Origin of the sequence: Thiocystis violascens DSM 198, assembly GCF_000227745.2 — a bacterium.
Classification (GTDB): Bacteria; Pseudomonadota; Gammaproteobacteria; order Chromatiales; family Chromatiaceae; genus Chromatium; species Chromatium violascens.
Genome location: NC_018012.1, coordinates 1,778,328 through 1,801,136, shown reverse-complemented (window position 1 = coordinate 1,801,136; position 22,809 = coordinate 1,778,328). Strand labels below are relative to the sequence as shown.

General features: G+C 58.8%; 24 protein-coding genes and 1 pseudogene. 13 read left to right on the top strand and 12 right to left on the bottom strand.

Annotated features, from left to right (window positions below):
• Positions 1-104: 104 nt before the first annotated feature.
• The 5 genes from THIVI_RS08015 (at position 105) to rsgA (ending at position 5,305) form a co-directional block, all read left to right on the top strand.
• Positions 105-1,088 carry a reverse transcriptase family protein gene (locus THIVI_RS08015; RefSeq protein ID WP_157174406.1) on the top strand — a complete coding sequence of 328 codons (984 nt, stop codon included), beginning with the start codon at positions 105-107 and terminating at the stop codon, positions 1,086-1,088.
• Positions 1,088-2,416, top strand: coding sequence for an OLD family protein (locus THIVI_RS08010; protein WP_014778097.1), 1,329 nt, complete (start codon positions 1,088-1,090; stop codon positions 2,414-2,416). The genes THIVI_RS08015 and THIVI_RS08010 overlap by 1 nt, the downstream gene beginning before the upstream one ends.
• A gap of 137 nt (positions 2,417-2,553) precedes the next feature.
• Positions 2,554-3,738 carry an ISAs1 family transposase gene (locus THIVI_RS08005; RefSeq protein WP_014776993.1) on the top strand — a complete coding sequence of 395 codons (1,185 nt, stop codon included), beginning with the start codon at positions 2,554-2,556 and terminating at the stop codon, positions 3,736-3,738.
• A gap of 99 nt (positions 3,739-3,837) precedes the next feature.
• Positions 3,838-4,128 carry a DUF2442 domain-containing protein gene (locus tag THIVI_RS08000; protein ID WP_014778096.1) on the top strand — a complete coding sequence of 97 codons (291 nt, stop codon included), beginning with the start codon at positions 3,838-3,840 and terminating at the stop codon, positions 4,126-4,128.
• Between the two features lie 103 nt (positions 4,129-4,231).
• Positions 4,232-5,305, top strand: coding sequence for a ribosome small subunit-dependent GTPase A (rsgA, locus tag THIVI_RS07995; RefSeq protein WP_014778095.1), 1,074 nt, complete (start codon positions 4,232-4,234; stop codon positions 5,303-5,305).
• Here the strand turns inward: rsgA and THIVI_RS25220 are convergent.
• Entirely contained in the window at positions 5,302-5,958 is a 657-nt protein-coding gene (locus THIVI_RS25220) for a sigma 54-interacting transcriptional regulator (RefSeq protein WP_052314991.1), read from the bottom strand. The genes rsgA and THIVI_RS25220 overlap by 4 nt on opposite strands.
• On the opposite strand from THIVI_RS25220, the gene THIVI_RS24620 reads away from it, so the two are divergent.
• Positions 5,948-6,121 carry a hypothetical protein gene (locus THIVI_RS24620; protein ID WP_157174405.1) on the top strand — a complete coding sequence of 58 codons (174 nt, stop codon included), beginning with the start codon at positions 5,948-5,950 and terminating at the stop codon, positions 6,119-6,121. The genes THIVI_RS25220 and THIVI_RS24620 overlap by 11 nt on opposite strands.
• Positions 6,122-6,180: 59 nt before the next feature.
• Here the strand turns inward: THIVI_RS24620 and THIVI_RS22670 are convergent, their stop codons facing one another.
• The 8 genes and pseudogenes from THIVI_RS22670 to THIVI_RS07960 all read right to left on the bottom strand — a co-directional run bounded on the left by THIVI_RS22670 (position 6,181) and on the right by THIVI_RS07960 (position 14,690).
• The gene (locus THIVI_RS22670) at positions 6,181-7,053 is read right to left on the bottom strand and encodes a DUF4435 domain-containing protein (protein ID WP_014778094.1); all 873 of its coding nucleotides are present in this window, start codon (positions 7,051-7,053) and stop codon (positions 6,181-6,183) included.
• Positions 7,050-8,414 carry an AAA family ATPase gene (locus THIVI_RS07985; RefSeq protein WP_014778093.1) on the bottom strand — a complete coding sequence of 455 codons (1,365 nt, stop codon included), beginning with the start codon at positions 8,412-8,414 and terminating at the stop codon, positions 7,050-7,052. Before THIVI_RS07985 ends, THIVI_RS22670 begins: the two co-directional genes overlap by 4 nt.
• Before the next feature lie 506 nt (positions 8,415-8,920).
• The gene (locus THIVI_RS22665) at positions 8,921-9,133 is read right to left on the bottom strand and encodes a hypothetical protein (RefSeq protein ID WP_052314990.1); all 213 of its coding nucleotides are present in this window, start codon (positions 9,131-9,133) and stop codon (positions 8,921-8,923) included.
• 189 nt (positions 9,134-9,322) lie between these two features.
• A complete protein-coding gene (locus THIVI_RS07975) occupies positions 9,323-12,148 on the bottom strand; it encodes a tetratricopeptide repeat protein (RefSeq protein WP_157174404.1) in 2,826 nt (941 codons plus the stop codon).
• Positions 12,138-13,349 (bottom strand): hypothetical protein, encoded by a 1,212-nt coding sequence (locus THIVI_RS07970; protein WP_014778091.1) that lies wholly within the window; start codon positions 13,347-13,349, stop codon positions 12,138-12,140. Before THIVI_RS07970 ends, THIVI_RS07975 begins: the two co-directional genes overlap by 11 nt.
• Positions 13,350-13,482: 133 nt before the next feature.
• Complete coding sequence (locus tag THIVI_RS25310; RefSeq protein WP_217160959.1) at positions 13,483-13,686, bottom strand: PhnD/SsuA/transferrin family substrate-binding protein; 204 nt, start codon at positions 13,684-13,686, stop codon at positions 13,483-13,485.
• A 58-nt stretch (positions 13,687-13,744) separates the two neighbouring features.
• A pseudogene (locus THIVI_RS07965) lies at positions 13,745-14,151 on the bottom strand (PhnD/SsuA/transferrin family substrate-binding protein); the annotation flags it as partial.
• 92 nt (positions 14,152-14,243) lie between these two features.
• Positions 14,244-14,690: a hypothetical protein gene (locus THIVI_RS07960; RefSeq protein WP_014778090.1), complete on the bottom strand. Its 447-nt coding sequence runs from the start codon at positions 14,688-14,690 to the stop codon at positions 14,244-14,246.
• An 81-nt stretch (positions 14,691-14,771) separates the two neighbouring features.
• Here THIVI_RS07960 and THIVI_RS07955 point away from each other — a divergent pair, with 81 nt between their 5' ends.
• The 7 genes from THIVI_RS07955 to THIVI_RS24615 all read left to right on the top strand — a co-directional run bounded on the left by THIVI_RS07955 (position 14,772) and on the right by THIVI_RS24615 (position 20,983).
• Positions 14,772-15,239 carry a MarR family winged helix-turn-helix transcriptional regulator gene (locus tag THIVI_RS07955; protein ID WP_014778089.1) on the top strand — a complete coding sequence of 156 codons (468 nt, stop codon included), beginning with the start codon at positions 14,772-14,774 and terminating at the stop codon, positions 15,237-15,239.
• Positions 15,240-15,258: 19 nt separating this feature from the next.
• Positions 15,259-16,170, top strand: a complete 912-nt coding sequence (locus THIVI_RS07950) for a nitrogenase component 1 (RefSeq protein ID WP_245537404.1) — start codon at positions 15,259-15,261, stop codon at positions 16,168-16,170.
• Positions 16,167-16,673 carry a pyridoxamine 5'-phosphate oxidase family protein gene (locus tag THIVI_RS07945; RefSeq protein WP_014778087.1) on the top strand — a complete coding sequence of 169 codons (507 nt, stop codon included), beginning with the start codon at positions 16,167-16,169 and terminating at the stop codon, positions 16,671-16,673. The genes THIVI_RS07950 and THIVI_RS07945 overlap by 4 nt, the downstream gene beginning before the upstream one ends.
• Positions 16,674-16,710: 37 nt before the next feature.
• Positions 16,711-17,430 (top strand): Fe-only nitrogenase accessory AnfO family protein, encoded by a 720-nt coding sequence (locus tag THIVI_RS07940; protein WP_014778086.1) that lies wholly within the window; start codon positions 16,711-16,713, stop codon positions 17,428-17,430.
• A gap of 148 nt (positions 17,431-17,578) precedes the next feature.
• A complete protein-coding gene (locus tag THIVI_RS07935; RefSeq protein ID WP_014778085.1) occupies positions 17,579-17,839 on the top strand; it encodes an AbrB/MazE/SpoVT family DNA-binding domain-containing protein in 261 nt (86 codons plus the stop codon).
• Positions 17,840-19,614: 1,775 nt separating this feature from the next.
• The gene (locus THIVI_RS07930; RefSeq protein ID WP_014776993.1) at positions 19,615-20,799 is read left to right on the top strand and encodes an ISAs1 family transposase; all 1,185 of its coding nucleotides are present in this window, start codon (positions 19,615-19,617) and stop codon (positions 20,797-20,799) included.
• Complete coding sequence (locus THIVI_RS24615; protein ID WP_157174403.1) at positions 20,783-20,983, top strand: hypothetical protein; 201 nt, start codon at positions 20,783-20,785, stop codon at positions 20,981-20,983. The genes THIVI_RS07930 and THIVI_RS24615 overlap by 17 nt, the downstream gene beginning before the upstream one ends.
• A 204-nt stretch (positions 20,984-21,187) precedes the next feature.
• Here THIVI_RS24615 and THIVI_RS07925 read toward each other — a convergent pair whose 3' ends face one another.
• The 3 genes from THIVI_RS07925 to cysE all read right to left on the bottom strand — a co-directional run bounded on the left by THIVI_RS07925 (position 21,188) and on the right by cysE (position 22,645).
• Positions 21,188-21,466: a type II toxin-antitoxin system RelE/ParE family toxin gene (locus THIVI_RS07925; protein ID WP_014778083.1), complete on the bottom strand. Its 279-nt coding sequence runs from the start codon at positions 21,464-21,466 to the stop codon at positions 21,188-21,190.
• Positions 21,463-21,732: a type II toxin-antitoxin system Phd/YefM family antitoxin gene (locus THIVI_RS07920; RefSeq protein WP_014778082.1), complete on the bottom strand. Its 270-nt coding sequence runs from the start codon at positions 21,730-21,732 to the stop codon at positions 21,463-21,465. The genes THIVI_RS07925 and THIVI_RS07920 overlap by 4 nt, the downstream gene beginning before the upstream one ends.
• A 181-nt stretch (positions 21,733-21,913) precedes the next feature.
• Positions 21,914-22,645 (bottom strand): serine O-acetyltransferase, encoded by a 732-nt coding sequence (cysE, locus tag THIVI_RS07915; RefSeq protein WP_014778081.1) that lies wholly within the window; start codon positions 22,643-22,645, stop codon positions 21,914-21,916.
• Between the last annotated feature and the right edge of the window lie 164 nt (positions 22,646-22,809).

Sequence of the window (22,809 nt, the reverse complement as noted above, 5' to 3'; positions counted from 1 at the left end):
TAACGCATATCGCAAATAAGGATCAAGGGCACCACCTACCTTTACAGAAGCGAACGCACAGCCGGATGAAGCACATTCATCAGGCTATGGAAAAGACATACGCCATGACCAATGCTGTTACCTCAGGACCAAAAATGCCCCTCGAATCGCTCTTTAGAGCGATGTATCACGACAAATTCGATTTTCAGGATTTCGTGAACGGGGAAATCTCTCGCAACTATGAGCGAACTCAATATCTAGATCGTGAAAAAACGAGGGAGATCCTGAAGCCAAATCAGAAACTTAAGACGTTTCATACGTTCCTTAACCTATTTCTCTTCGAGCATCTACCTGTCAACAGAGATGTTGTCTTTTCCTACCGAAAAGGCGTTAGCACGTATGACGCAGTCATTCCCCACGCGAAGAGTAGGCACTTTTTCCAAGCCGATATAAGCTCTTTTTTCACAAATATCAATCGCGAGATGGTCAATAAAACGATCTCGTTTGGCTACGACTCTGTACCGATTTCTGACATCGACTTCTACAAGGAAAGAATCCTAGATCTGGTCTGCGTCGGCGACACATTGCCCACGGGATTTCCCACTTCGCCAACGATAACAAACGCAGTCCTTCGCCCCTTTGACGACCAATTACAGGCTTATTGTAATTCGAATTCTGCGATATACACGAGATACTCAGACGATATTATTATCTCAGCACTAGATCGAGAACTACCTAGCGACATTAAGGACTACGTCACACAAACTTTATCGGTGATTACCGCTGGGAGACTGCAATTGAACGAGCGCAAGTGTCGCCACTTTCACATTGGGGGAAAAGTAAAGATACTCGGAATGCTCATCTTGCCAAACGGACAGATTAGCGTAGACTCAAAGATACGCAGAGAAACTGAAACACTGTTATATTTTTACGTCCGAGACAAAGATAAATTTCTTAACAAAACAGGCTTGGATTTTGACAAAGGCATGAAGCGTGTCTCTGGCTTCTTAAACTATATCAATACAATTGACCAGAGATACCTAGAAAAGTTACGACGCAAGTACGGCGCCACGGTCATAGACATGTTCCTTCACCGGTCTTTCGATTGATGAATCTTATTGTCACGCTGAGGAATATTCAGCACATCGAGTTTCTTCAGGTCACAATAGATCTTGACCTGCATGGCATCATGGCCATCGCTGGAAAGAATGGATGCGGAAAGACAACTCTAGCCAGAGCGATAAGAAACATCCAACTCGCCGATACTTTCACCACTACAGCGGCCGACGGAATTTTCAACGTAGACAGCACGATTGAATACGATCTTGACGATATACGAATCGCGTTCTCTTACGATAATAGCATCCGAAGCCTCAACTGCCGCCAAGTGATACCTAGCTCATTTAAGCACGCTGTCTCAGTCGAATTATCAATTCCCTTTGGTGATAGGTTTAATTTCTTCAAGTCTGTCAGCGATGCCGATCTAGATATCCGAAAAGCCTTAATACTTCGCAGTTTCACTATCCCATCGGAATTGATCAATTTTCTGTCCAGCATATACGGTAACGAGAAGTTTTCTGACTTGGTTGAGGTGACCATAAAACGATCTACGTACTACTGCAGAAATCTGCCGAATGGCATGTATATCCGCGAAGACTATTTCAGCTCCGCCGAATATTTTCTTGTCAATTTATACAAGAGAATACGATCAAGATACAGATTTATATTCGTTGACGAAATCGACATTTCTCTTGACGCTGCTGCGCAGGTTCGGCTAGTTACCGAACTCAGAAAGTTAGCCGACAAATATGGGGTAAAAATAACCTTCACAACGCATTCCTTGGCAATGATGAGAACCCTTCTCCCAAATGAGCTTTATTACATGGAAACGGTAGGAAATAATACACAGCTCCGACCTGCGTCCTACAATTATGTAAAGAGCTTGCTATACGGTTTCAAAGGTTGGGATCGATACATCCTAACGGAAGATGACGTTTTGAAGGAATTCATCGAGTATGCGATATCGAGATACTGTCAAGACACATTTTTCAGCTTTATTGTAATATACATTGGCGGAAGCGGAAATGTGATCGAAATGCTTGACCAGAATGCGAGAGATGGCTTTCTCTCGGATGCCGAAAATGTTATCGCGATATTGGATGGCGATCAAAAAAAATACCGAATAGCGCGTAGACCTTTAACTTACTGCATTCCATTCGAGAGCGTAGAAAAGGCGTTGTATGCACATTATCAGCAACCTGACTTCTCGCCTCGACTCACTGATGATTCAAAAGCCAAAAACGCGAAGACACTTTTCAATGAAATCATTCGCCAACGGCTTATGTCTCAGCAACGAATATTCGAGTACCTATGCAATAAAAATGAAGATGAAATGCGTGAATTCGCCCAAGTTATAGAGCTGTTTCTTACGCAGTAGACATGTAGTAAGGCAGGCTATGGTGAACGAGATTGCCCCCCAGGGCAATCGCATCAACGCATTAGCGCATACTGTTAGACAATCCGTACTGCGGCCCCAATGATTTGAGTCTTTAGAATCTTGGGGAGATCTCGCCGATGTGCGACTTGAGTGTGGAGCGATCGATTGCGCACCATTTTGCCCCGCTGGACGAGCCGCGCAGCGCGATCCAACGACGGCACCTCTTAAGTGAGATGATCGTGATCACCATCGCGGCGTCCTTCAGTGGCGCCGACGGTTGGGTGGGTGTCGAGACGTTCGGACAGGCCAAGGAGGCGTGGCTGCGCACGTTTCTGAAACTGCCCGCGGGCATTCCGTCGCACGACACCTTCGGGCGGGTGTTTGCGCTCATCGATCCCGCACAGTTTGCCGCCTGCTTTCGCCAATGGAGCGCGTCGGTGGCCGAACTGATCCCCGAAGAGATCATTGCCGTCGATGGCAAGACCCTGCGCCGCTCCCACAGCCGCGGCAAGGGCTTGGCGGCGTTGCACCTGGTCAGTGCCTGGGCGACGGCCAATCGGGTGGTGCTCGGACAGGTCGCCACCGACGCCAAATCCAATGAGATCACGGCCATTCCACGTCTGCTGGAGTGGCTGAAGCTGGAGGGCTGCATCGTCACCATCGACGCCATGGGCTGCCAGACCAAGATTGCCGCGCAGATCATCCACCAGGGAGGGGACTATGTGCTCGCGCTCAAAGGCAACCAGGAAACGCTGGCCGCCGAGGTCGAGGAGGCGTTCATCGACGCCGACGCCAGAGGCTACGCCGGTGTCGATTCGGCATTCCTCGAAACCGTCGAGCGAGGGCATGGTCGTCTCGAAACCCGTCGCTACCAAACCTTGGGCGATCTTTCCGGCGTGCCGCACAGCGCCTCGTGGGAGGCAATGAACATGATCGGCATGGTTGAATCGCGCCGTGAGGTCGCCGGCAAGGTCTCGGTCGAGACCCGCTATTTCATTGGCAGCATCGGCACCAGCGCCGCGCGCTTTGCCCACGCAGTACGCGGTCACTGGGGCATCGAAAACGGGTTGCATTGGAATCTCGATATCGCCTTTCGTGAGGATGAGTGCCGTGTCCGCGATCCGGTGGCGCGCGAGAATCTTGCCGTCCTGCGTCACCTCGCCCTCTCGCGCCTCAAGAATGACGGCACCAAGCTCGGCATCCAGAACAAACGCTTGAAAGCCGGTTGGGACGAGTCCTACCTGTCGAAATTGCTCTTCGAGTCGCCTCAGAGGAAGGGCGACGCTGATACATCGGTACCCGCTAATGTTAGCAGCGCTTGATGCGATTGCCCTGGATTGCCCCCCAAATCCATAAGTATCTAAGCAGAATAAGGCCTGCCTTCAACAGCAAAAAATCATTTCCAATCAGAGACTTAGTAAATGAGAATTGCTGAAATTATCCATTTGGAAAATCACGTTCTTCTCGTCGCGTCTGAAGACGGCGCTATGGGCTTATTTGATATTAAGCCTTATCTGACAGGGGAGGTCTTCGCCGCCCTCCAAGACGATGATGAATTCACGGCTGTTCACAACGGCGGCTCTTTTATTGAGTGGGCATGCAGTGCCGATCTTTCCGCTGATACCATCGAGGCGCATTTGATACCGGCGCCACCAGAGATCGTCCAGCAATTTGCTCGGCGCCGGCACCATGCCGCGCGTTCAACCGGGTAGCGTACTTTCCTGTGCTTCCAAATAAGCGCCTGACAAGCGATGTAGGGGCGAATTAATTCGCCCCTACTATCAAAATCAAAATCGCTATTTATAGAGAAGGATCATGAGCGATCAGCACCCTGAACTGCATGAACTGGGCTGGAGCGACTGGTTCGAACGCAGGGCGGAATGCAAGCCGGGTGAAACCATCGCCCGCGTTGCCGCCGTGGATCGCGATCAGTTATTGCTTGTGGACCAGAACGGCCATTTCCGGGCGAAACTGGCCGGCAGCTATCGGTACCGCCACCAGTTCTCCCACGAATTGCCCTGCGTGGGCGATTGGGTGTGTTTGGACAGACAGCCGGGCGACGCTTTCGGGGTGGTTCACGCGATCCTGGAGCGCCGGACCTCACTGCGCAGAAAGTCAGCCGGGAACGCCACCGACGACCAGATGATCGCGGCGAATCTGGACAGGGTCGTGATCGTCCAGTCCTGTCATGTCGATTTCAATCCGAAGCGGTTGGAACGCTATCTGGTGATGGTCATGGATGGCGGGGCCGACCCCTGCATTCTGCTCACCAAGACCGATCTGGTGGAGCCTGCCGTGCTCGCCGCGCAACTGGCCGAAATCGATTCGATTGGACTCATGGCGCCGGTCCTGACCTTGAGCAACGTCACGCGGGATGGCCTGGATGAATTCAAGCGGTTGCTGGCGCCAGGAAAAACCTATTGCTTCGTCGGCTCGTCGGGGGTTGGCAAGAGCACCCTGATCAATCGTCTGATCGACCGTGAGCGGTTGGAGACCGGGGCGGTCAGCGGCACGGGCGAAGGACGGCACACGACCGTTCGCCGTGAGCTGATTCGTCTCGACGGCGGCGCGCTGGTGATTGACAACCCTGGGATGCGCGAATTCGGCATCGTCGGCGCGGAAAGCGGCATCGCAAGTCGTTATGCCGACATCGCCGATCTCGCCTCCAACTGCCGTTATCGCGACTGCACGCATCGAGGCGAGCCGGGTTGTGCCGTTCGCGGGGCGGTGGATTCCGGCGACATCAGCCGTGAACAGATTGAAAGCTACCTGAAGCTCAGCGGAGAGTCCGATTTCCACCAGATGTCCCATGCCGAAAAAAGAAAGAAGGATCGGGACTTCGGTCGATACATCAAGTCGGTCAAAACGGACCTGAAAAATCGCGATTAATCCGTCGCGATTCGATACCAGACACCAATGGACTCCTCGATCGCCCCAAATGGATAGTCATCGACCGGCGTGATTCCCGCCGCCGTGAGCTTGGCGCGCGGTCCGTCGCCAACGCGGGCGACAAAGAGGGCCGAGCAATCGGCGAGCGCGCGCAGGATGACCTCGCGCTTATCCTCGTCGCCTTCGCCGCCCTGACAGTAGTGTTCGACGGTGCGGGTGGCAATGAAGCGCACGCCGTCGATGAAGATGGTGCCGCCGTGCGCCTCCTCGAAACGGCCCTTGCGCTGCGCGGTTACGCCGGTGAAGGAGCCTTCCTCATGGCCGAACAGCTCGCTCTCGATGACGGTCTCGGGCAGCGCGGCGCAGTTGAATTTGATGAAGGGGCCGATCGAGTTGGTGCCATGGTAGTGAATCGCGTTGGCGACCAGCTCCTTGCCGACGCCACTCTCGCCCAGAATCAGCGCCGTGGTCTTGGAGCGGGTGACCTTCTCGATGAGGTTGTAGACCTCTTGCATCGGCTTGGAATGGCCGATGATGTTGGACGGCTTGAAGCGCTCCTTGAGCGCGCCGCGCAGCCGGCGGTTCTCGGCCTTGAGCGCGACCGTCTGGACGTTCTCGATCAGAGACAGCTCGACCGACTGCGTGCACGCCACCCGCGCGCTGGTTCTGGACCGAGATAAAGGCCACGCCATCGGCGCGCCGGTCAGTGTCATCACCGAGGCGTATTTGCGCCAGACCTATGGGGTGGAGACCGAGATGCTCGACATTCGTCGTCGCGGAGGCGGGCGGACCCGGATGTGCGTGCCGGTTGTTTGACCGGTAGCGCGCATTGGTTGGAGCGGACTTGCTCTAAGTTCGTCCTGGACGCGGTTTAGTTACGATTCCACGCTGGCCGGGTTACGCCGGAGCAGCCGATAGGGCGTATTTGCCTGCTCCCAAGCGCGAATCGAAACGCCCAGATGTCCGCGTTCTAAATCGATGTCGTCGTAAGCACTGCGCAGCAGCGATGCAATGTAATCAACGCCCGTGCCGGCCTTGAGGTTTCCAAGCACCTTGCGTAACCCGATTCCGAGAACGGCTACCAGATCATGTCCCTGGCAGATTGACCAGGGATCGTCCGTCGGAAGGTTTCCCAGCGCCGCCCGCAAATCAGCTACAGACGGATAGGCACCCGACGCGACAACATCGGCCTCCAGCCGAGCGGTGTCAACCGTCCATGTGGCTTGATCGACGAAGCGCGCCGGCCCTTTGTCCCCGAACGGATAGGGCCAACCCGCCCGCCGCGACAGCCAACGCAGCCGACCTAACTGGATGCCACGGCTGACCAGTGCGTTTCGCACTTCAACGCCTTGAGTCTGCTCAAATTTCCTGATCTTTGCCCTGCTCCCGAACTCCCCCAACACACGATCCAAAGCTGGTGAACGCAAAAGTACGCATTCCAAATCATGTGCGTCCGTTGCAATCAGGTTAGGCGACGGCAGCGGGCGACAATCCAAGCCGTCGCAATCGTCATCGACGATCCCGAGAACACCCGAAAAGCTGCGGCTGTCTAGCCGAGTTAGCGCCCCTTCTACGTTCGGTTTGCCATTACCGTCAACCAGTTCGCATGCGCCGTCTGCGACCCGCGAAGTCCAAAACCGGATATCGTCAACTCCTTCGACAACCAGGAAGCTTCCGGTATGCACTTGGGACATCATGAGAACTTCAGCTTCGATGTCGCCAGAGCTCTTATAAGCTGTAAGGTTCATACGAGGTGGGCGTCCAGCCCAATCATGAGATCCGACCGATCGCCGACGATGAAGGGCGAGTGCGTCGCCATGAGGACGTCAAATTGCGCGGTCTCGACGATTTCCAGGAGGTCCGGCAGGAAGCGCTTCTGCCAGGCAACATGCAGCGACAATTCGGGCTCGTCAATTAACACGAGAGTATTCGGTCGCACTCGAAATAATAGGTCGTAATGAAGCACTAGCTCATGCTGCTCTCCAGAAGAGAGTGCATCCAGCGCCAACGGCCTACCCTGCTCCCCTTCCGCGACCAGACCCAATTCTCGGTCGATACGAATGTGTTTGTGGTGAAACTTACGGTTCACGTTGTCCAGAAGCAACCGGGCGCGCCGCGCAAGGTCGTCTAAAACAGAGAGTTTTTGCTCGGTATCCTCCACGTACAGCGCCATCACGCTTTGTTGGGCTGGATCCAAGGTGCTAAGTGCGGCCGTATCGAATGGATTGCTACCAGGCTCGTCGAGCAGACCGATTTCTTTAAGATCTGCGCGGCGCGCGTCGAGCTTTTCCATCCGTTGCTTGAGTGTTTCCGCAGGTAACATCGCAGTGCGACTATTCAAGAGGCGTTGCGGGAAGGACTGATCTAGACTTTGAGATTGTTGGCCGTACCGCGCCATGGTGTCGTTAATGCGCACTTGTACATCGCGCGCGTAGTCCAGAACGGTAAAAATAGTTCGTGGTCCTGTACGATAACGACGCGGATCGTCATTGGTAACCCGAAGGAGGCGTTGGGCGGCGATGAGATGGACGTTGACCTTATCGCGAAGCTCTTTGAGCCAAACGGGGTCGGCCAATCCGGGGTCGGGTAGCAGCCGTATCGGAACCTCGTCGCGATAGCGGGCGACGATTTCTTCCGCAGCCAAGAGTTCCATGCCCGCGCGTTCATCCGTCCATACGCCATCTCCGGCCCGATTGACCCAAGGAATGCGAGCTGCGATTGCGTCGGCCATCGAGACAACATCCTTATTCGCTGGCACCTCATACGGCTCTACCTCCTTCCCTTTATGGAAGTAAGTGAGATGCAGTAATCGGGCCTTGTCCTGATTTCTCTTATCTCTTGAAGCCTTCTTTGGGCCTAGTGTTAGCTCTACTTTGCTATCGTCTGTAAGCTCAAGAACGAAACGCCGAAACGGTACTTGTTGGAACAGACTGTACCTGCCGTCCAATAAGGCATTGACCATCCGCAACAGCATGGTCTTGCCCACTCCGTTGGGGCCGTGGAGGATTGTTACGCGCTCCTCCAGCTTCAGATCGACCCGGTGATCGAACAGGTCGAACAGCCGGTCTACCTGGATACTCCGGACACGCAGTAGTTGGGGGTCGGTCATGGTGTACTCCTCTTGCGCGGTCAGAGATCCTGCCGCAGTACAGCGATGGTCGCACCCTGGGGGGTGGCCATCAAGAAACAGCGTCGAAGTGGGGCTGCGTTCTGGGTGCATCGGTTTCACCCCCGGACGGGGCACCCCGACTCCTTTCAGGATGCCAGTTTGCGGGCCAGGGTTAGGTGGGCGTTGTCCAGCGGTTGCCGGTGAAGTCGGGTCCGCCCAGCGGTGTAGCGCATCCGAGTGCCAGAACCAGGGGTAGTCGGACTTGTCGCGCTGGGGCTCGGTGCCACGGTCCTTGTCCCATTTGATGTTGGGTTTAGCGCGCAGGATGCCAGCGCCCTTCTTGCCCAGGTTCTGAGTCTGCATGAAGGGGCGGATGTTGGGGCGTACGCCGTCGTTGATATCCGACTGCCAGCCTAGCTCGGTAGATGCGGTGAGGAACGACCCGCATCAATCGCGAAGACGCCTCGAATGATGCGGTTCGCTAGCGCTCACCGCATCCTACCGGACTAATCGCCCTCGCGAATCCCCATCCAAGCCAGGACGGCAATCGGGAGGTTGCGCCGTGGCTGGCGTCGGCAGAGTTCCGGCGGCAGGTCGGCGAAATCGACCTGCGCGGTCGCGAGCGTATAGAACCCGGCGATGGCTCCAACCGGATCGGCCAGAACCTTGGTTGCCGACAGGTGCTTTCCTAGTGTTGCAGCGCCTTGTTCGCCAGCCAATCGTCGATCTGCGACTGGCCGCTGTGAAAGGGCGATCTCGGATAAGCCCGCCGTAGTGGCTCGATGCGGTATCCGGGAGGGAAGCGGACGTGGAAAACGCACAACGCTTTGCAGGGCATCACAAGGATCGTCGATCCGATGGTCGCAGATGTTGATGGCAAAACCGACACTCGCCAGTCCAGGATCGACCTATCCTGCTCTCAGCGCTTCGGGCGAGGATTCCAGGTCGAACACCTGCTCCAATAGCTTGCGCTCTTCCTGATTCAGGTCCAGTAGGATGCCCGGATCGGTGCCGCCCGCCTTCAGGAAATCGATGCCTGTGCGGAAGAGACGCAGCGGCAGCCGAAAGGCGTCGATGTCCTTGCCCGCTTCTTCCCAGGCGGTGGCCCAGGTCTCCAGGTTGTCCGGGCTGGGCGGTTTTTCCGTGTTGGCATGGAGCCTGCCCAGGTGTCGCGTGAGCGCCTCGCCGAGTTGGGTGATGGCGTCGGCATCGCGGTAGACCTCGAACAGACTGCGGGTGCGTTCGCGCCGGATTACGGGTTGCAGGGTGCTGTCGAAGAAGGCAGCGATGATGTCCGTTGAGTCGCCTTGATAGGCTGGCGCGGCGGTGGCGCCTTCCCGCAGGCCATCGCCCAGCGCGGCTATGGCCTCATCCCAGCGGCCTGTAAAGATTCGGATCTCGGCCAGCGCAAGATGTGCATCGATACGCTCTCTCAGCGGTGCACCTTTCAATCGCAGTAACGCCTCCAGGTTTGTTTCGGAACGAGTGCTGTCAGACTGGAGCCAATAGGCCAGACCCAGGTTACGGAATGCCAAGGCGACTTGCTCGATAGGGGCCTGTGGTAGCTCAATGGCGGCGCTGAAATCGGCGATTGCTTTGCCGATGTCTCCGATCAGCCGGTAGGTCAATCCTCTAGTGACAAGAGCCCAGGCAACTTCCTCAGCAGGAGCTTGTTCCAGCTTGATGACGGTGGTGAAATCGGCGTTCGCTTTGTCGGAGTCACCGATCTGCCCATAGATCAGGCCTCGATCGACGAGCGCTTTAGCGACCCACTCTACGGGAGGCTGCGGCAATTCGATTGCAGCGCTGTCGTCGGCAATGGCCTTGTCGATGTCTCCGAGCATCCGATAAGCCACTCCCCGGTTCACAAGCGCCCAAGCGACTTGCTCGACAGGCGCCTGCTTTAGCTCAATGACAGCGCTGAAATCAGCAATCGCTTTTTCATGGTTTCCGAGTTGCCCATATGTGGTGCCTCGATTGACAAGCGCGCTGGCGACTTCCTCGACGTGGGCTTGCGGTAGCTTGATGGCGGCGTTGTAGTCAGAAATTGCTTTGTCGAAGTTTTCGAGCTGCCAATAGTTTGTACCCCGGTTGATAAGGGCTCTAGCAACCTGTTCGACAGGAGCTTCTGGCTCCGCCAGCAATGTATTGAGGAGATTGATCGCCAGAAGATACTCGCCTTTTTTGTGGTGAATCTCCGCAGCAAGATCCAGCGAAGACAACTTGACCGCTGTAGATCGGCCCCTGTCTTCATCAATGATCTCTTTGAGGATCCGCAGCGCCTCCGTATCCTCACCCTTCGCCCAATGCCCGCAGGCCAGGGCCAGCTCCTCGCACTCCTCGGCATACCCCTTTATCCGCCCTCCCCACTGCGCCCGTCCCGCCTCATCCAACTCGGCATTGAATCCGTCCACCAACAACCGCGCACGCAGATTGCCCTGGGCTTGATTGGCCTCGATGGCGGACGCGAGATAGACCCGTGCCATGCAGTCGGTCCTGTCGTCGGAGAGCCTGGCGTTCAGCTCGCGGCCGTCGTACCAGACGCGCAGAAAATCCACCAGCACCCGCAGCGGCCCCTGGGTCTGGTTCTCCTTGATCTCGACGCAGATCCGCATCATCGGCTCGGCGATCTCGTACAGCGATTCGCGCCCGCGCTGGGCGGACTGGACATAGCCCTTGCCGCGCAGATCCTTGAGCTGGCTGGAGATGGTCTGTTGGGTAGCGAAGAGTCGGCGGGCGATCTGCTTGACCGGGATGGGCCGGTCTTGGGCGCAGAGGAATTCGACGATCTTGCGCTGCTGCGCCGGCAGCCAGCGGATGCGCTCCTGATAGTAGGGCGTCATTTCATCGACCATCTTGGCGAAGGGATCGACCAGTGCCTGGATGCTGTCGCGGGTGATGAACTGGGACAGGACGATGTAGAGACGGTGATTGCCGCCGGAGAGGTGATGCAGGGCGCGGATGCGCGAACGGCCGGTGGCGCTGTCGAGAAAGGCGATCACATCGGTCTGGCCATTGAGCCGGGCGATGTTGCGGAGCAGTTCGCGGGCCTGCTCCACGGACAGTGGCTTGAGGTGCTCGGTCTGGAAGAAGCCGAAGAAGGCGCTCTGGCGCCTGGCGATGTCGTCCACCAGGCGCTGGGCGGTCGTCACCATGGACAGCACCGGATGCTCCTGGATGAAGGCCCGGAGTTTCTGCTGGCCGGTCTGACCGAGTCCCTCGAAGAGTGCGTCGAGGTTTTCCACGACGACCAGCAAGGTACGGTCCCGCAGGGTCTTGAGCAAGAGTTGGGCGAGTGCGTTTTCGGCGTCTTCAGGCGTCAGGTCGAACAGGGGTTCCAGCGCGTCGGGAGTGAATTCATCGGGATAGCGCTTGCTCAGGGCCTCGTAGATACGGCGCAGCAGCTCCAGCAGGCTGGTACTGGTCTCGTCCTTGTTGAGCCAGGCAATGCGCAGACGCTCATCCAGGGTCCGATCCCGGCCCAGCCGATGCACCAACAGCGTGACCAGATGCGTCTTGCCGGTGCCGCGCGGCCCGACGAACAGGAGATGGTGCTTGTTGCCCGTGGTGGCGCTTTCATGCACCCGCTCGACGGCATCGGCGAGTAGGGCCTGACGCTGGACGGTGATGGCCTCCAGATCCTCCGGCGCGGTGCGGCTGGGGGTGAAGACGGAGAGGAAGACGCGGTCCTTCATGGTGGGATGGGGGCGACCCGGCGTGATCTCAGAGTCCACGCGCAAGCCGCCACCAGCGTTGCAGCAGCGGAAAGCGGAACCGGTAACCGCCGGCCACGTCGCGGGACAGATAGTGGTCCTGCTCCATGAGTCGGAGCAGGTCGATGAGCCGGTCGCGATCGTCCAGGGTGCCCGCGGCCCGACCCTCGGCCAGCAGCGCGTTGATGGAGAGTGCAACGGGTGTCGCGTCTTCGGCACGGGCGGCGATGCCGTCGAGGATGCCGAGCACCGCCTGTTCCGAGTCCTGGCCGTAGTAGACGGGAATGCGCTCGCGGTAGTGGCTCAGTTCCCAGGGATCGTTGGGGTCCAGCAATTGTTGCGCAACGACCTGTTCGACCAGCGCCGGGTCGGCGCCCGTGGCCGACGTCAGCGCGGCCTGCTTCAGCGCCTTGACGAGATGGTGGATATAAAAGGGAAAGCCGTCGGCGAGCCGGGCGACGGCAGCGGCCGTCTCCGATGGACAGTCGGCGCGGATCCGCTCGCCCTCGATCAGACGGGCCGCCAGCTCCCGTGCCGGATCCGCGTCCAGCGGCGGCACCTCCAGCGGGTAGGTGTCGTTGAGCGGGGAGTTGGCGTAGTTGTGCCGCTTGAGACCGGCGATGACATGGTGGAGCCCGATCGAGCCGGTCAGCACCATGCGCAGACCGGCCGCGCCATGGGTCTGGCGCAGCGCGCGCAGGCTGTCCAGCACCGCCATGGCCACCGGCTCGCCCTCCCGCGCCTTGATGCTCGCGAGCATGTAGGGGACTTCGTCCCAGAGAAACAGCGGGCGCGCGTCGAGACGTTCGCGCTCCTCGACCAGGTCTTGAATGGCGACAGTCAGGATGTCCTGCCAGGGTGCGTCGGCCGTCATCTCGGGGAGCTTGAGCACGCCGCCCACCTCGGTACCGCCGAGGGTCTTGAGCAAGTCCTTGCTCCGTCGGGCGAATCGCTTATGCCTGGACAGGAACCGATCCACCTCCTGGTAGACCGACAGCGCGAATTCCCGTGCGCTGTGGTAGCGCTCCAGATCCTGGAAGATGGGCACCCAGCCGGGCCGAGGCTCCGCGCACAGCTTGCGGATGATGGTGGTCTTGCCGATGCGCCGCTCGGCGGTCATGCGAATGGATTGCTGCTCCAGCGTGTCCCAGATCCGTTCGATCAATTGGTCACGCCCGACAACCTCCGCGAGGTCGATCTGGCCTCCTGGATTTGCCTTCATGCCGAGACCCTGTGCCATCTCATTGGATGGTTCAAATAATACGCCAGAATTATCGTGCGTCGAATATAACGTATGTATTCCGAGGCCACCGCCAGGCGGGATGACCAAGAAACCGGGCTCTGGATTGTACCGCTCAACCAACCAGCCTTGCCTCATCGAACCGTATGTACTCTGGGATGGGCGGCGACTCGGCCAGCAGGCGCACGGCGTCGCCATCCACCAGGCCCTCCGCCACCAGCCGTCTGAAGACGGGGAGCGATAGCCCGCCGGCGGCGACCTTGCGCTCGGCCACGGCCGCCGCCACCGTGTCGTGCGCAGTCCAGGCTGCGGCGCACATAGTCCCGGTCCTGCGTCAGCCCCGCCTCCAGCAGCATGAGCCGGGGAACCCAGGTGCCGGAGTTGGAGGCCAGGTCGCCCGTGGCGATCTCGCCGCCACGCAACTGCGCGAGCGATTCCACCGGGCTGCGATGATCGCCGCCTGGAAGGTGGGTCCGACCCGCCCGCCGTGGGTCGGCCGCGCGAAGGGCTCCAGATCGGCATCGCGGCTTTGCAGGATGTAGGTCACCGGTCCGAGATAGGCCAGGTCCAGCTCGCCGCGCCGCAGCGCCTCCCCGGTCGCGACATAGTGTTGTCCGACGACCATCTCGACCTTTGCGCGCAGCACGCGCTCCAGGTAGAGCCGCAGGGGCTCGTTCAATCGCTCCACGACCGTGCGCGATTCGCCGGGTAGAAGACCGCATCGGATGGTCTTCAGGGTTGGTGCTGGCGTTCCGCGATGTACGCGCTTTTCGTTGGTGTTCATGGGCTCCAGCCGGCGTCGACTCGAAACAACCGAGCGGCCAGCGGCACCGTAAACATGTGGGCGGACATGGCCTCTCTCCGGGTGATTCGGTTTCAGGCCGGGGCGTGACGCAGTCGGCCCGTCACGCGCAGACCATCGCGCATGTTCAGACCAAGCAGCGCGATGTTCACGGCGCCGGCGACCAGTTCGAGAACCTGCACAGCGTAGAAGACGGCGTCGAGTTCGCCCGCTTGGACCTTGAAGGCCAGAAACAGGGCGGCCGGCATCAGAATCAGCAGTCCATTCATGGCGATGACGGGCATGCGCCGACGCTTGACATCGACCAGACGGTCGCTGCGCTGCCTGGCGAGTGCGAATCCCGAGCCTCCGGTCGCCATCAGGGCGGGAACCAGCAGCAGGAAACCCCAGGGGATGAATGTCTTGACGGCCACGACGGTTGTCGGCGAGCCGAAGACCTCGGACACCAGGGTCGAGACCCAGAAGGTCAGGATCGTCAGCAACGCCAGCGCGCCGGTGATCGGGTGAAAGGCTTTGGACATGGTGCGATCTCTCTTCAGGAGATTAAACATAGTATGCTATATAGCATTGCATTCCAAGCTATGCAAATGTTAAGAAGGGCCATGGAATTCATCACGGACCAATCGGCGGGCTATCTTGCCAATCATCTGGCCAGGCTCTTTGCGCGTCAGCTTCAGGGTCGGATCAAGCCGCTTGGCCTGACGACGGGAACCTTTCCCGCCCTACTGGTGCTGTGGGAGGGCGATGGATTGACCCAGCGCGAGCTGATCGACCGTCTGGACATCGAACAGCCGACCCTGGCCAACACCTTGGCGCGCATGGAGCGCGATGGGCTGATCGTCCGCAAGAAGGACGCCGCGGATGCTCGGGCGCAGCGCATCTGGCTAACCGACCAGGCCCGCGCCCTGCGCGCGCCGGCTATCGCGGCGGCCGTTCAGGTCAACAACGACGCCTTGGCAGTGCTTACGGAGGCCGGCCGCGACCAGTTCATTGCGCTGATGCGCCGGGTGATCGCGGGGATGCAGGAACCCGCCATCGATGATGCGGAGGATCGCCGGGAAGCCGGATGATCGGGGTGGCGACCCATCCATGGTGATTTGGGAGAAAGGGGAGGGCGGGACCATCAACCCGATCTTCACCTGCCAGCCGGCCGGCGCCCAGTACGCCAGCATCGGCATCAAAGACTGCATCGGCATCGTCCACGGCGGCCAGGGCTGCGTCATGTTCGTGCGCCTGCTGATCTCGCAGCATCTGAAGGAGAGCTTCGAGATCGCCTCCTCCTCGGTGCACGAGGACGGGGCGGTGTTTGGCGCGCTCGACCGGGTCGAGCAGGCGGTCGACGTGCTGTTGATGCGCTATCCGCACGTCAAGGTGGTGCCCATCATCACCACCTGCTCGACCGAGGTCATCGGCGACGACGTCGACGGCGTGGCGCGCAAGCTCAACGAGGGACTGCTGCAGGAGAAGTACGCCGGGCGCGAGGTACACCTGATCCCGGTGCACACCCCAAGCTTCGTCGGCAGCATGGTCAGCGGCTACGACGTGGCGGTGCGGGACTTCGTCAAACACTTCGCCACGCGCGGCGAGCCCAACGGCAAACTCAACCTCATCACTGGCTGGGCCAATCCGGGCGACATCAAGGCGCTCAAGCATCTGCTCGCCGAGATGGAGATCGAGGCTACCGTGCTGTTCGAGATCGAGACCTTCGACTCGCCGCTGATGCCCGATGGCAACAGCGTCTCGCACGGCAGCACCACGATCGCCGACCTCCAGGTCACGGCCAACGCCCTTGGCGCCATTGCGCTCAACCGCTACGAGGGCGACCAGGCGGCCAAGTATCTGGAGTTCGCTCGAAAACTACCATCACGGTACGCCGTTACAGATCGACGCCGACCGCACACTGACCATCTGCGACGCGCTGTCGCAGATGTTCGAGCAACCCCACACCGCCGACGCGCAACCGCTGTGGGTCGGACAGATCTAACGGAATCCAGAGCATGACCGCTACCGAACCCCAATCCGCACCGCATCCGCACGGCGCCATGCGCCGCAGCGACCGCGAGATCACCGACCGCGCCGCGATCGACGCCATCATCCGATCCGCACGGGTCATGTACCTCGCGCTTGCCGAGGCCGACGCACCCTTCGTCGTCCCGGTCTTCTACGCCTATGACGGCACCTCGCTCTATCTGCACTCGGCCAAGAGCGGCAGCAAGATCCGTATCCTCAAGCGCAACCCCCGGGCTTGCTTCGCCATCTCGACCGACCATGGGGTCATCGAGAGCCAGCAGGCGTGCGATTTCGAGGCGAAACACCGCACCGTCATCGGCATGGGCCAGGCACATTTCGTCACGGACGAGGCCGAACGCATCGCCATCCTCGACCGCATCGTCGCCCGCTTCACCGACCAACATTTCGAGTATCCCAAGACCAACCTCGACGCCACCGCCGTGATCCGCATCGACATCGAATCGATCAAGGGCAAGAGCCACGGTTTCGGCTGAATCGGCCGAGCGTCTTTTTCCACCGAGAGAGCCAAAGATGAAAATCGCCGCCTGCATCGACAGCCAGGGTGCGCCCCTGTCGCCACAAGAGCCCGGCATCCTGCGCCTTTTCGCGCACGAGGACGGGGGCTGGCGCCACGTCTCGGGTACCGCCTTCGATGGCATCACCGCGCGTTCGATCGCAGAGATCACGCAGCAGGCCGAACGCCTTGGCGCCCTGCTCGACGGCGCCGAGGCGCTGCTCGTGCGCGATGTCAAAGGCATCGTCGTCACCCTGTTGCAGAATCTGGGTCTGCGCCTGTGGCGCCTCGACGGACCGCCGGAGGCCGCGCTCGACGCCGTCCGGCGCGAACTCGAAGCCGCCGCCCGCGAACTGCCCGACCCGGCCCGCTTCTTCGAGTCCGGCGAGACCGAGGGCGAGTACCGGATCGACCTCGCCGCCGTGCTCGCCAGCGATTCCAGCCTCAACTCGCAGCTCGTCCTGGTGCCCTTCATGCAGCAGATCCCGTTCAGCCGGCTGGAGGTCGTCTGCGACCACCCGCCGCGCTGGCTCGACAAGCAACTGCCGGCCGCCGGCTTCGACTGGGAAGACGCCTCGCAGGACGGTGTCTGCCGGCTCATCATCCGCCCGAGTGGGGAGTCGATCGGCATGCCGCCCCGTGGGGGCGGGTGCGGTAAACATGGCACCTGGCCGGCGGTGGGGGGGGTAGTGGGGGTGGATGCGCGTAGCGGCAGACCCGACGCGAGCGGTCCATGAGCGGCCATTGGGCGGGCGGAAGATCGCGCAGCATTAGCGTCTGATCTGCGCGACAGTCTCACCTGATCACAAAAAATACATCGACTTGCACAGCGCCGCCGGTTCGCTAGACTGCGGCTCTTACAATGTAAGACAAGAGGCCACGGCAATGTCGATCGTCACTGTTTCGCACAAGGGGCAAGCGGTCATCCCGGCCGCGATCCGGCGTCGGCTCGGGATCGAGCCGGGGACGAAGCTCGACTTCGAGCTGGAGGGCGATAGCATTCGCGTCAGACCGCATCGGACGATCCAGCGGTCGCGTCCCGAGGACGGGTATGGATTACTGAAGTGCGATCAGCCGGGGATACGACGCTTGGCCGACTTCGATGTCGCCTTATCCATGCGCGAGATCGGCGATGATCGCCCTTGATACCAATATCCTGGCACTGTGAAGCGCTTTTTACCTTCGACGATCACCGATTTTCCCACCGTGCCGTCTGCCTACGTTATAAACGGACCTTCGCGAGCTATCACCGTGGAAAAGTCTCTTCATCCCCTCACATACAGAAATACTGACATCCCCTACAGGGAGCTGTCGCCCTGCTCTGGTGGCAATTTGGAAGGACTCGGCCACTTCTTGCGGACACTGGTGTCTGCCGGCCAGGGTCCGCAGTCGAGCGGACAGCCGACGTTCCCAACGTCTTTCATATATGTCCATCCAACGACGACATGATGGAGCTGCTACTTGCTTGGCTCTGCTCACAACACCACGTACCCTCGACGAGAATATCGCAGCAGCAACTAAAACTCCGAGGTGTACACTGACGTCAACATAAAGCTCCTTCCATAACATACCGTGCTCTGGTATAATTAATAGTCGCCATGTCGATCTAGAAACTTGAACGTCCGCCTTCCGTTACGTCCACCTTGGTTTGACTGACAATTTGGCAACTAAACACATAATGAACATGGATGTCCCCTATAGAATGCTCAGGAGACCAGCAATGCTTAAAGCCGTATCCCCTTCAAACGACTGCGGCAATAACACCAATGCTGCACAGAGGGGCTCACCCACACAGACTAACCCCATCATCCACATAACCGAAACCCAATACAAAAATACACGCTCTTTTGCTCTTTCTGGCTGGGATCCTATGCTTCCCCGCCGGAATATAAAAGAGGCATTAGCTTCTCTGTATCAACAAGAGGATCCGTGCTGATCACGGTATTTGTTGACGGAATTGCTTCCGCTTTTGAATGCCCGACACGCGCCGGGCATTTTTATTGCCTTTCGGATGGCTCCGCGTCATGGAACTATGGAAGCTACTTAACGAAAATAAGGAATGGCTTTTCTCCGGCATTGTAATAGCTGCTCTAGGAGGAATTTCTGCACTCCTCCTCCGCGTCTGGCGCAAATTCCACGATGCTAAGGAATGGCTTTTCTCTGGCATTGGAATGGCTGCTCTAGGAGGAATTTCTGCACTCCTCCTCCGCGCTTGCCGCAAATTCCACGATGCTCAGGCAATAGATTCCCGAAAGCCATTTCCAATAAGTCATTCCGAACACTCTAACCACCCTCTAGATACCATCACAAGAAATCTAATCTGTGACACGCAAGGAAATTATGCGCAATTCGCTTTCTTTTCTGCAGAGTTTCACAAAAACCTCTCTAAGTCTATTCAGAGCGGAAACGTGTCGTCCATAGTGCGCGCCCGCACAAGCTTAGAACTATATCTTGATAATAGCATCATCGACGCAGCGCTCCTTTTGTTTCGTCGGCTACAAGAGTACTTTTCCGGCCGCTCCTCTGTTCCCCCGCGATGTTGCTTGAAGGTAGTGCGAATACGAGATAACGAGCAATATGTTTCTGCTATGGCTCGCGACGACAAAATTCCGAAAAGTTGCATATACAGATCAGACTATCTCTTCGATTCGCACTCCCTGTTCAGAGAAATTGCATCATCCTCTGGGCCGCGATCTGGAAAGGGTGTTGTACTGAACAATATTCCTAAGGAGATAGCGACCTCCCAATACGAGAACGCAAGAATAAATAAAGACCTAGCGAGAGATTATTGGCATAACTTTGACAAGGATCAGGGATCCAGCACCAGGGCAATCGCATCAACGCATTAGCGCATACTGTTAGACAATCCGTACTGCGGCCCCAATGATTTGAGTCTTTAGAATCTTGGGGAGATCTCGCCGATGTGCGACTTGAGTGTGGAGCGATCGATTGCGCACCATTTTGCCCCGCTGGACGAGCCGCGCAGCGCGATCCAACGACGGCACCTCTTAAGTGAGATGATCGTGATCACCATCGCGGCGTCCTTCAGTGGCGCCGACGGTTGGGTGGGTGTCGAGACGTTCGGACAGGCCAAGGAGGCGTGGCTGCGCACGTTTCTGAAACTGCCCGCGGGCATTCCGTCGCACGACACCTTCGGGCGGGTGTTTGCGCTCATCGATCCCGCACAGTTTGCCGCCTGCTTTCGCCAATGGAGCGCGTCGGTGGCCGAACTGATCCCCGAAGAGATCATTGCCGTCGATGGCAAGACCCTGCGCCGCTCCCACAGCCGCGGCAAGGGCTTGGCGGCGTTGCACCTGGTCAGTGCCTGGGCGACGGCCAATCGGGTGGTGCTCGGACAGGTCGCCACCGACGCCAAATCCAATGAGATCACGGCCATTCCACGTCTGCTGGAGTGGCTGAAGCTGGAGGGCTGCATCGTCACCATCGACGCCATGGGCTGCCAGACCAAGATTGCCGCGCAGATCATCCACCAGGGAGGGGACTATGTGCTCGCGCTCAAAGGCAACCAGGAAACGCTGGCCGCCGAGGTCGAGGAGGCGTTCATCGACGCCGACGCCAGAGGCTACGCCGGTGTCGATTCGGCATTCCTCGAAACCGTCGAGCGAGGGCATGGTCGTCTCGAAACCCGTCGCTACCAAACCTTGGGCGATCTTTCCGGCGTGCCGCACAGCGCCTCGTGGGAGGCAATGAACATGATCGGCATGGTTGAATCGCGCCGTGAGGTCGCCGGCAAGGTCTCGGTCGAGACCCGCTATTTCATTGGCAGCATCGGCACCAGCGCCGCGCGCTTTGCCCACGCAGTACGCGGTCACTGGGGCATCGAAAACGGGTTGCATTGGAATCTCGATATCGCCTTTCGTGAGGATGAGTGCCGTGTCCGCGATCCGGTGGCGCGCGAGAATCTTGCCGTCCTGCGTCACCTCGCCCTCTCGCGCCTCAAGAATGACGGCACCAAGCTCGGCATCCAGAACAAACGCTTGAAAGCCGGTTGGGACGAGTCCTACCTGTCGAAATTGCTCTTCGAGTCGCCTCAGAGGAAGGGCGACGCTGATACATCGGTACCCGCTAATGTTAGCAGCGCTTGATGCGATTGCCCTGGCGGTGGAAGCAGGCAAGGCCGTTATACCAGTACTGTTACCAAGCGCAACGTCGAAACCAACTCTACCGGCGTTTTTAAGTAATCGTACATGGGTAGAGTTCAAGACAAGTTTTGATGAAAGCGGAATACAAAAGTTAATCTGGGGTATTACAGGGCAAAAACAGAAATAAGGAGTGATCGGATCTCCAGACATAAATTAACTACACCGTCCCGGAAAGCCTGCCGCCGGCGGGGTAGTCCGCACGCGCGGCGATCTGAAGACATCACAGCTACGAACAAACCCTGAATGTTTCCGAGACGAAGAACGCCGAAACAGGCGCGGCAACTCGCCTCGCGACGCTCAGCCCACCGTTCGATGTCCTTGGCCGTGACGCTCATCCGTAGACCTCGTCATGGGTTCCGATGTCGAGAAGAACGATCTCCCCTTCTGTGACCCTGAGCAACAGCGTCAACCGATAACTGTAGGTGAGACTGACGGCCTGCATTCCCTCTAACTTGCCGGCGAGTGCGTGAAGCTTCAGCTTGGGCTCGAAGGGATCTCGACTGAGATCATTCAAAGTGTCCCGGAGCGTGGGACGGAGATCGGGATGCTTGCGGAGAAACTTGCGAGCTTGTCGCTCGAAGTGCTGGGTCGTCACGAGCGCGAAGCTCATACCTCATCCGTGTCGAGCGCACGCATCAGTGCATCCGCATCGGCGTAGCGATGCGTTCGACCGGCTTCCAGGTCAGCCAGCGAGGCACGCAAACGCGCCCGCGCGGCTTCCTGCTGGGCCTCTTGCAACTCGGCATAGGCCGCCTCGGTCAGCACCACATAGCTCGGGCGATTGTTCTTGATGATATGCACAGGGCCACTGTTTAGCGCATCGTCCACTGCCGATATTCCACGGCGTTTGATCTCTTGTGCCGGAATGCTGTTCATGCCTGCTCCTGGTACTGGAAACGATACCGAGTCGAGCACGGACAGAGGTGCGCGTCAAGATTGCTCCGAACCGTTTCTGGCCCGTGTCGTGCCCGGCGTGGCTGAACGCCATCAGACCTTGGGATAGCCGGGCCGTGGATTGGGCGCCTCGCAGACCTTGACGGCCTCGCAGGATTCGCAATCATCTTCCGGTGTCGTGTCGTGTCGTGCCGTGCAGCAGGCAGCCGTGGATGCCGACCTCCTGCTCCAGGTGGCGGATCCGTTCCAGCAGACAGGCGATGGCCCCGGCCACCGGGTCTGGAATCAGGTGATGGTCCAGGTCGATGCCATGCGGCGTCAGGCTCAGGCTCCGGCGCGAGCGCACGATCTTGGCCGGGATGCCGACCACGGTGCTGTTGGCCGGCACATCGCCGATCACCACCGAGTTGGCGCCGACCTTGACGTGTTCGCCCAGTTTCACCGGGCCGAGGATCTTTGTCCCCGCGCCGACCACGCAGCCGTTGCCCAGCGTCGGGTGCCGTTTGCCCTTGTGCCATGAGGTGCCACCGAGGGTGACGCCGTGATAGAGGGTGACGTCGTCGCCGACTTCAGCCGTCTCGCCGATGACGACCCCGGCGCCGTGGTCGATGAAGAACCGCTGGCCGATGGTGGCTCCGGGATGGATGTCGATGCTGGTCCAGATGCGCGCGAGGTACGAGATGAAGCGCGGCAGCCAGCGCCAGCCGTGATGCCAGAGCGGATGGGCGAGCCGGTAGAGGATGACGGCGTGAACCCCCGGATAGGTGGTGTAGACCTCGAAACGGGTGCGGGCCGCCGGGTCGCGGTCGAAAATGCAATCGACGTCTTCGGCGATGGTGGCCCAGACGCCGGGGCGTCTGCGCGGCTGGGGTACGGGTTCGTTGATGGCGTTCATCACATGCTCATTTCAACAGGGCTGCGGGTAGCCAATTTCGGCGAGTAACCGGCGCTGATCGCCACCCTCGGGAGAGTGTTTGGTTGCGGTGAATGGCTCGCTGCAACGGCTCGAACAGGAGGAACTGAGCGCCGCCAGGAACGCCGAGCCGGCTCAGACGAGGG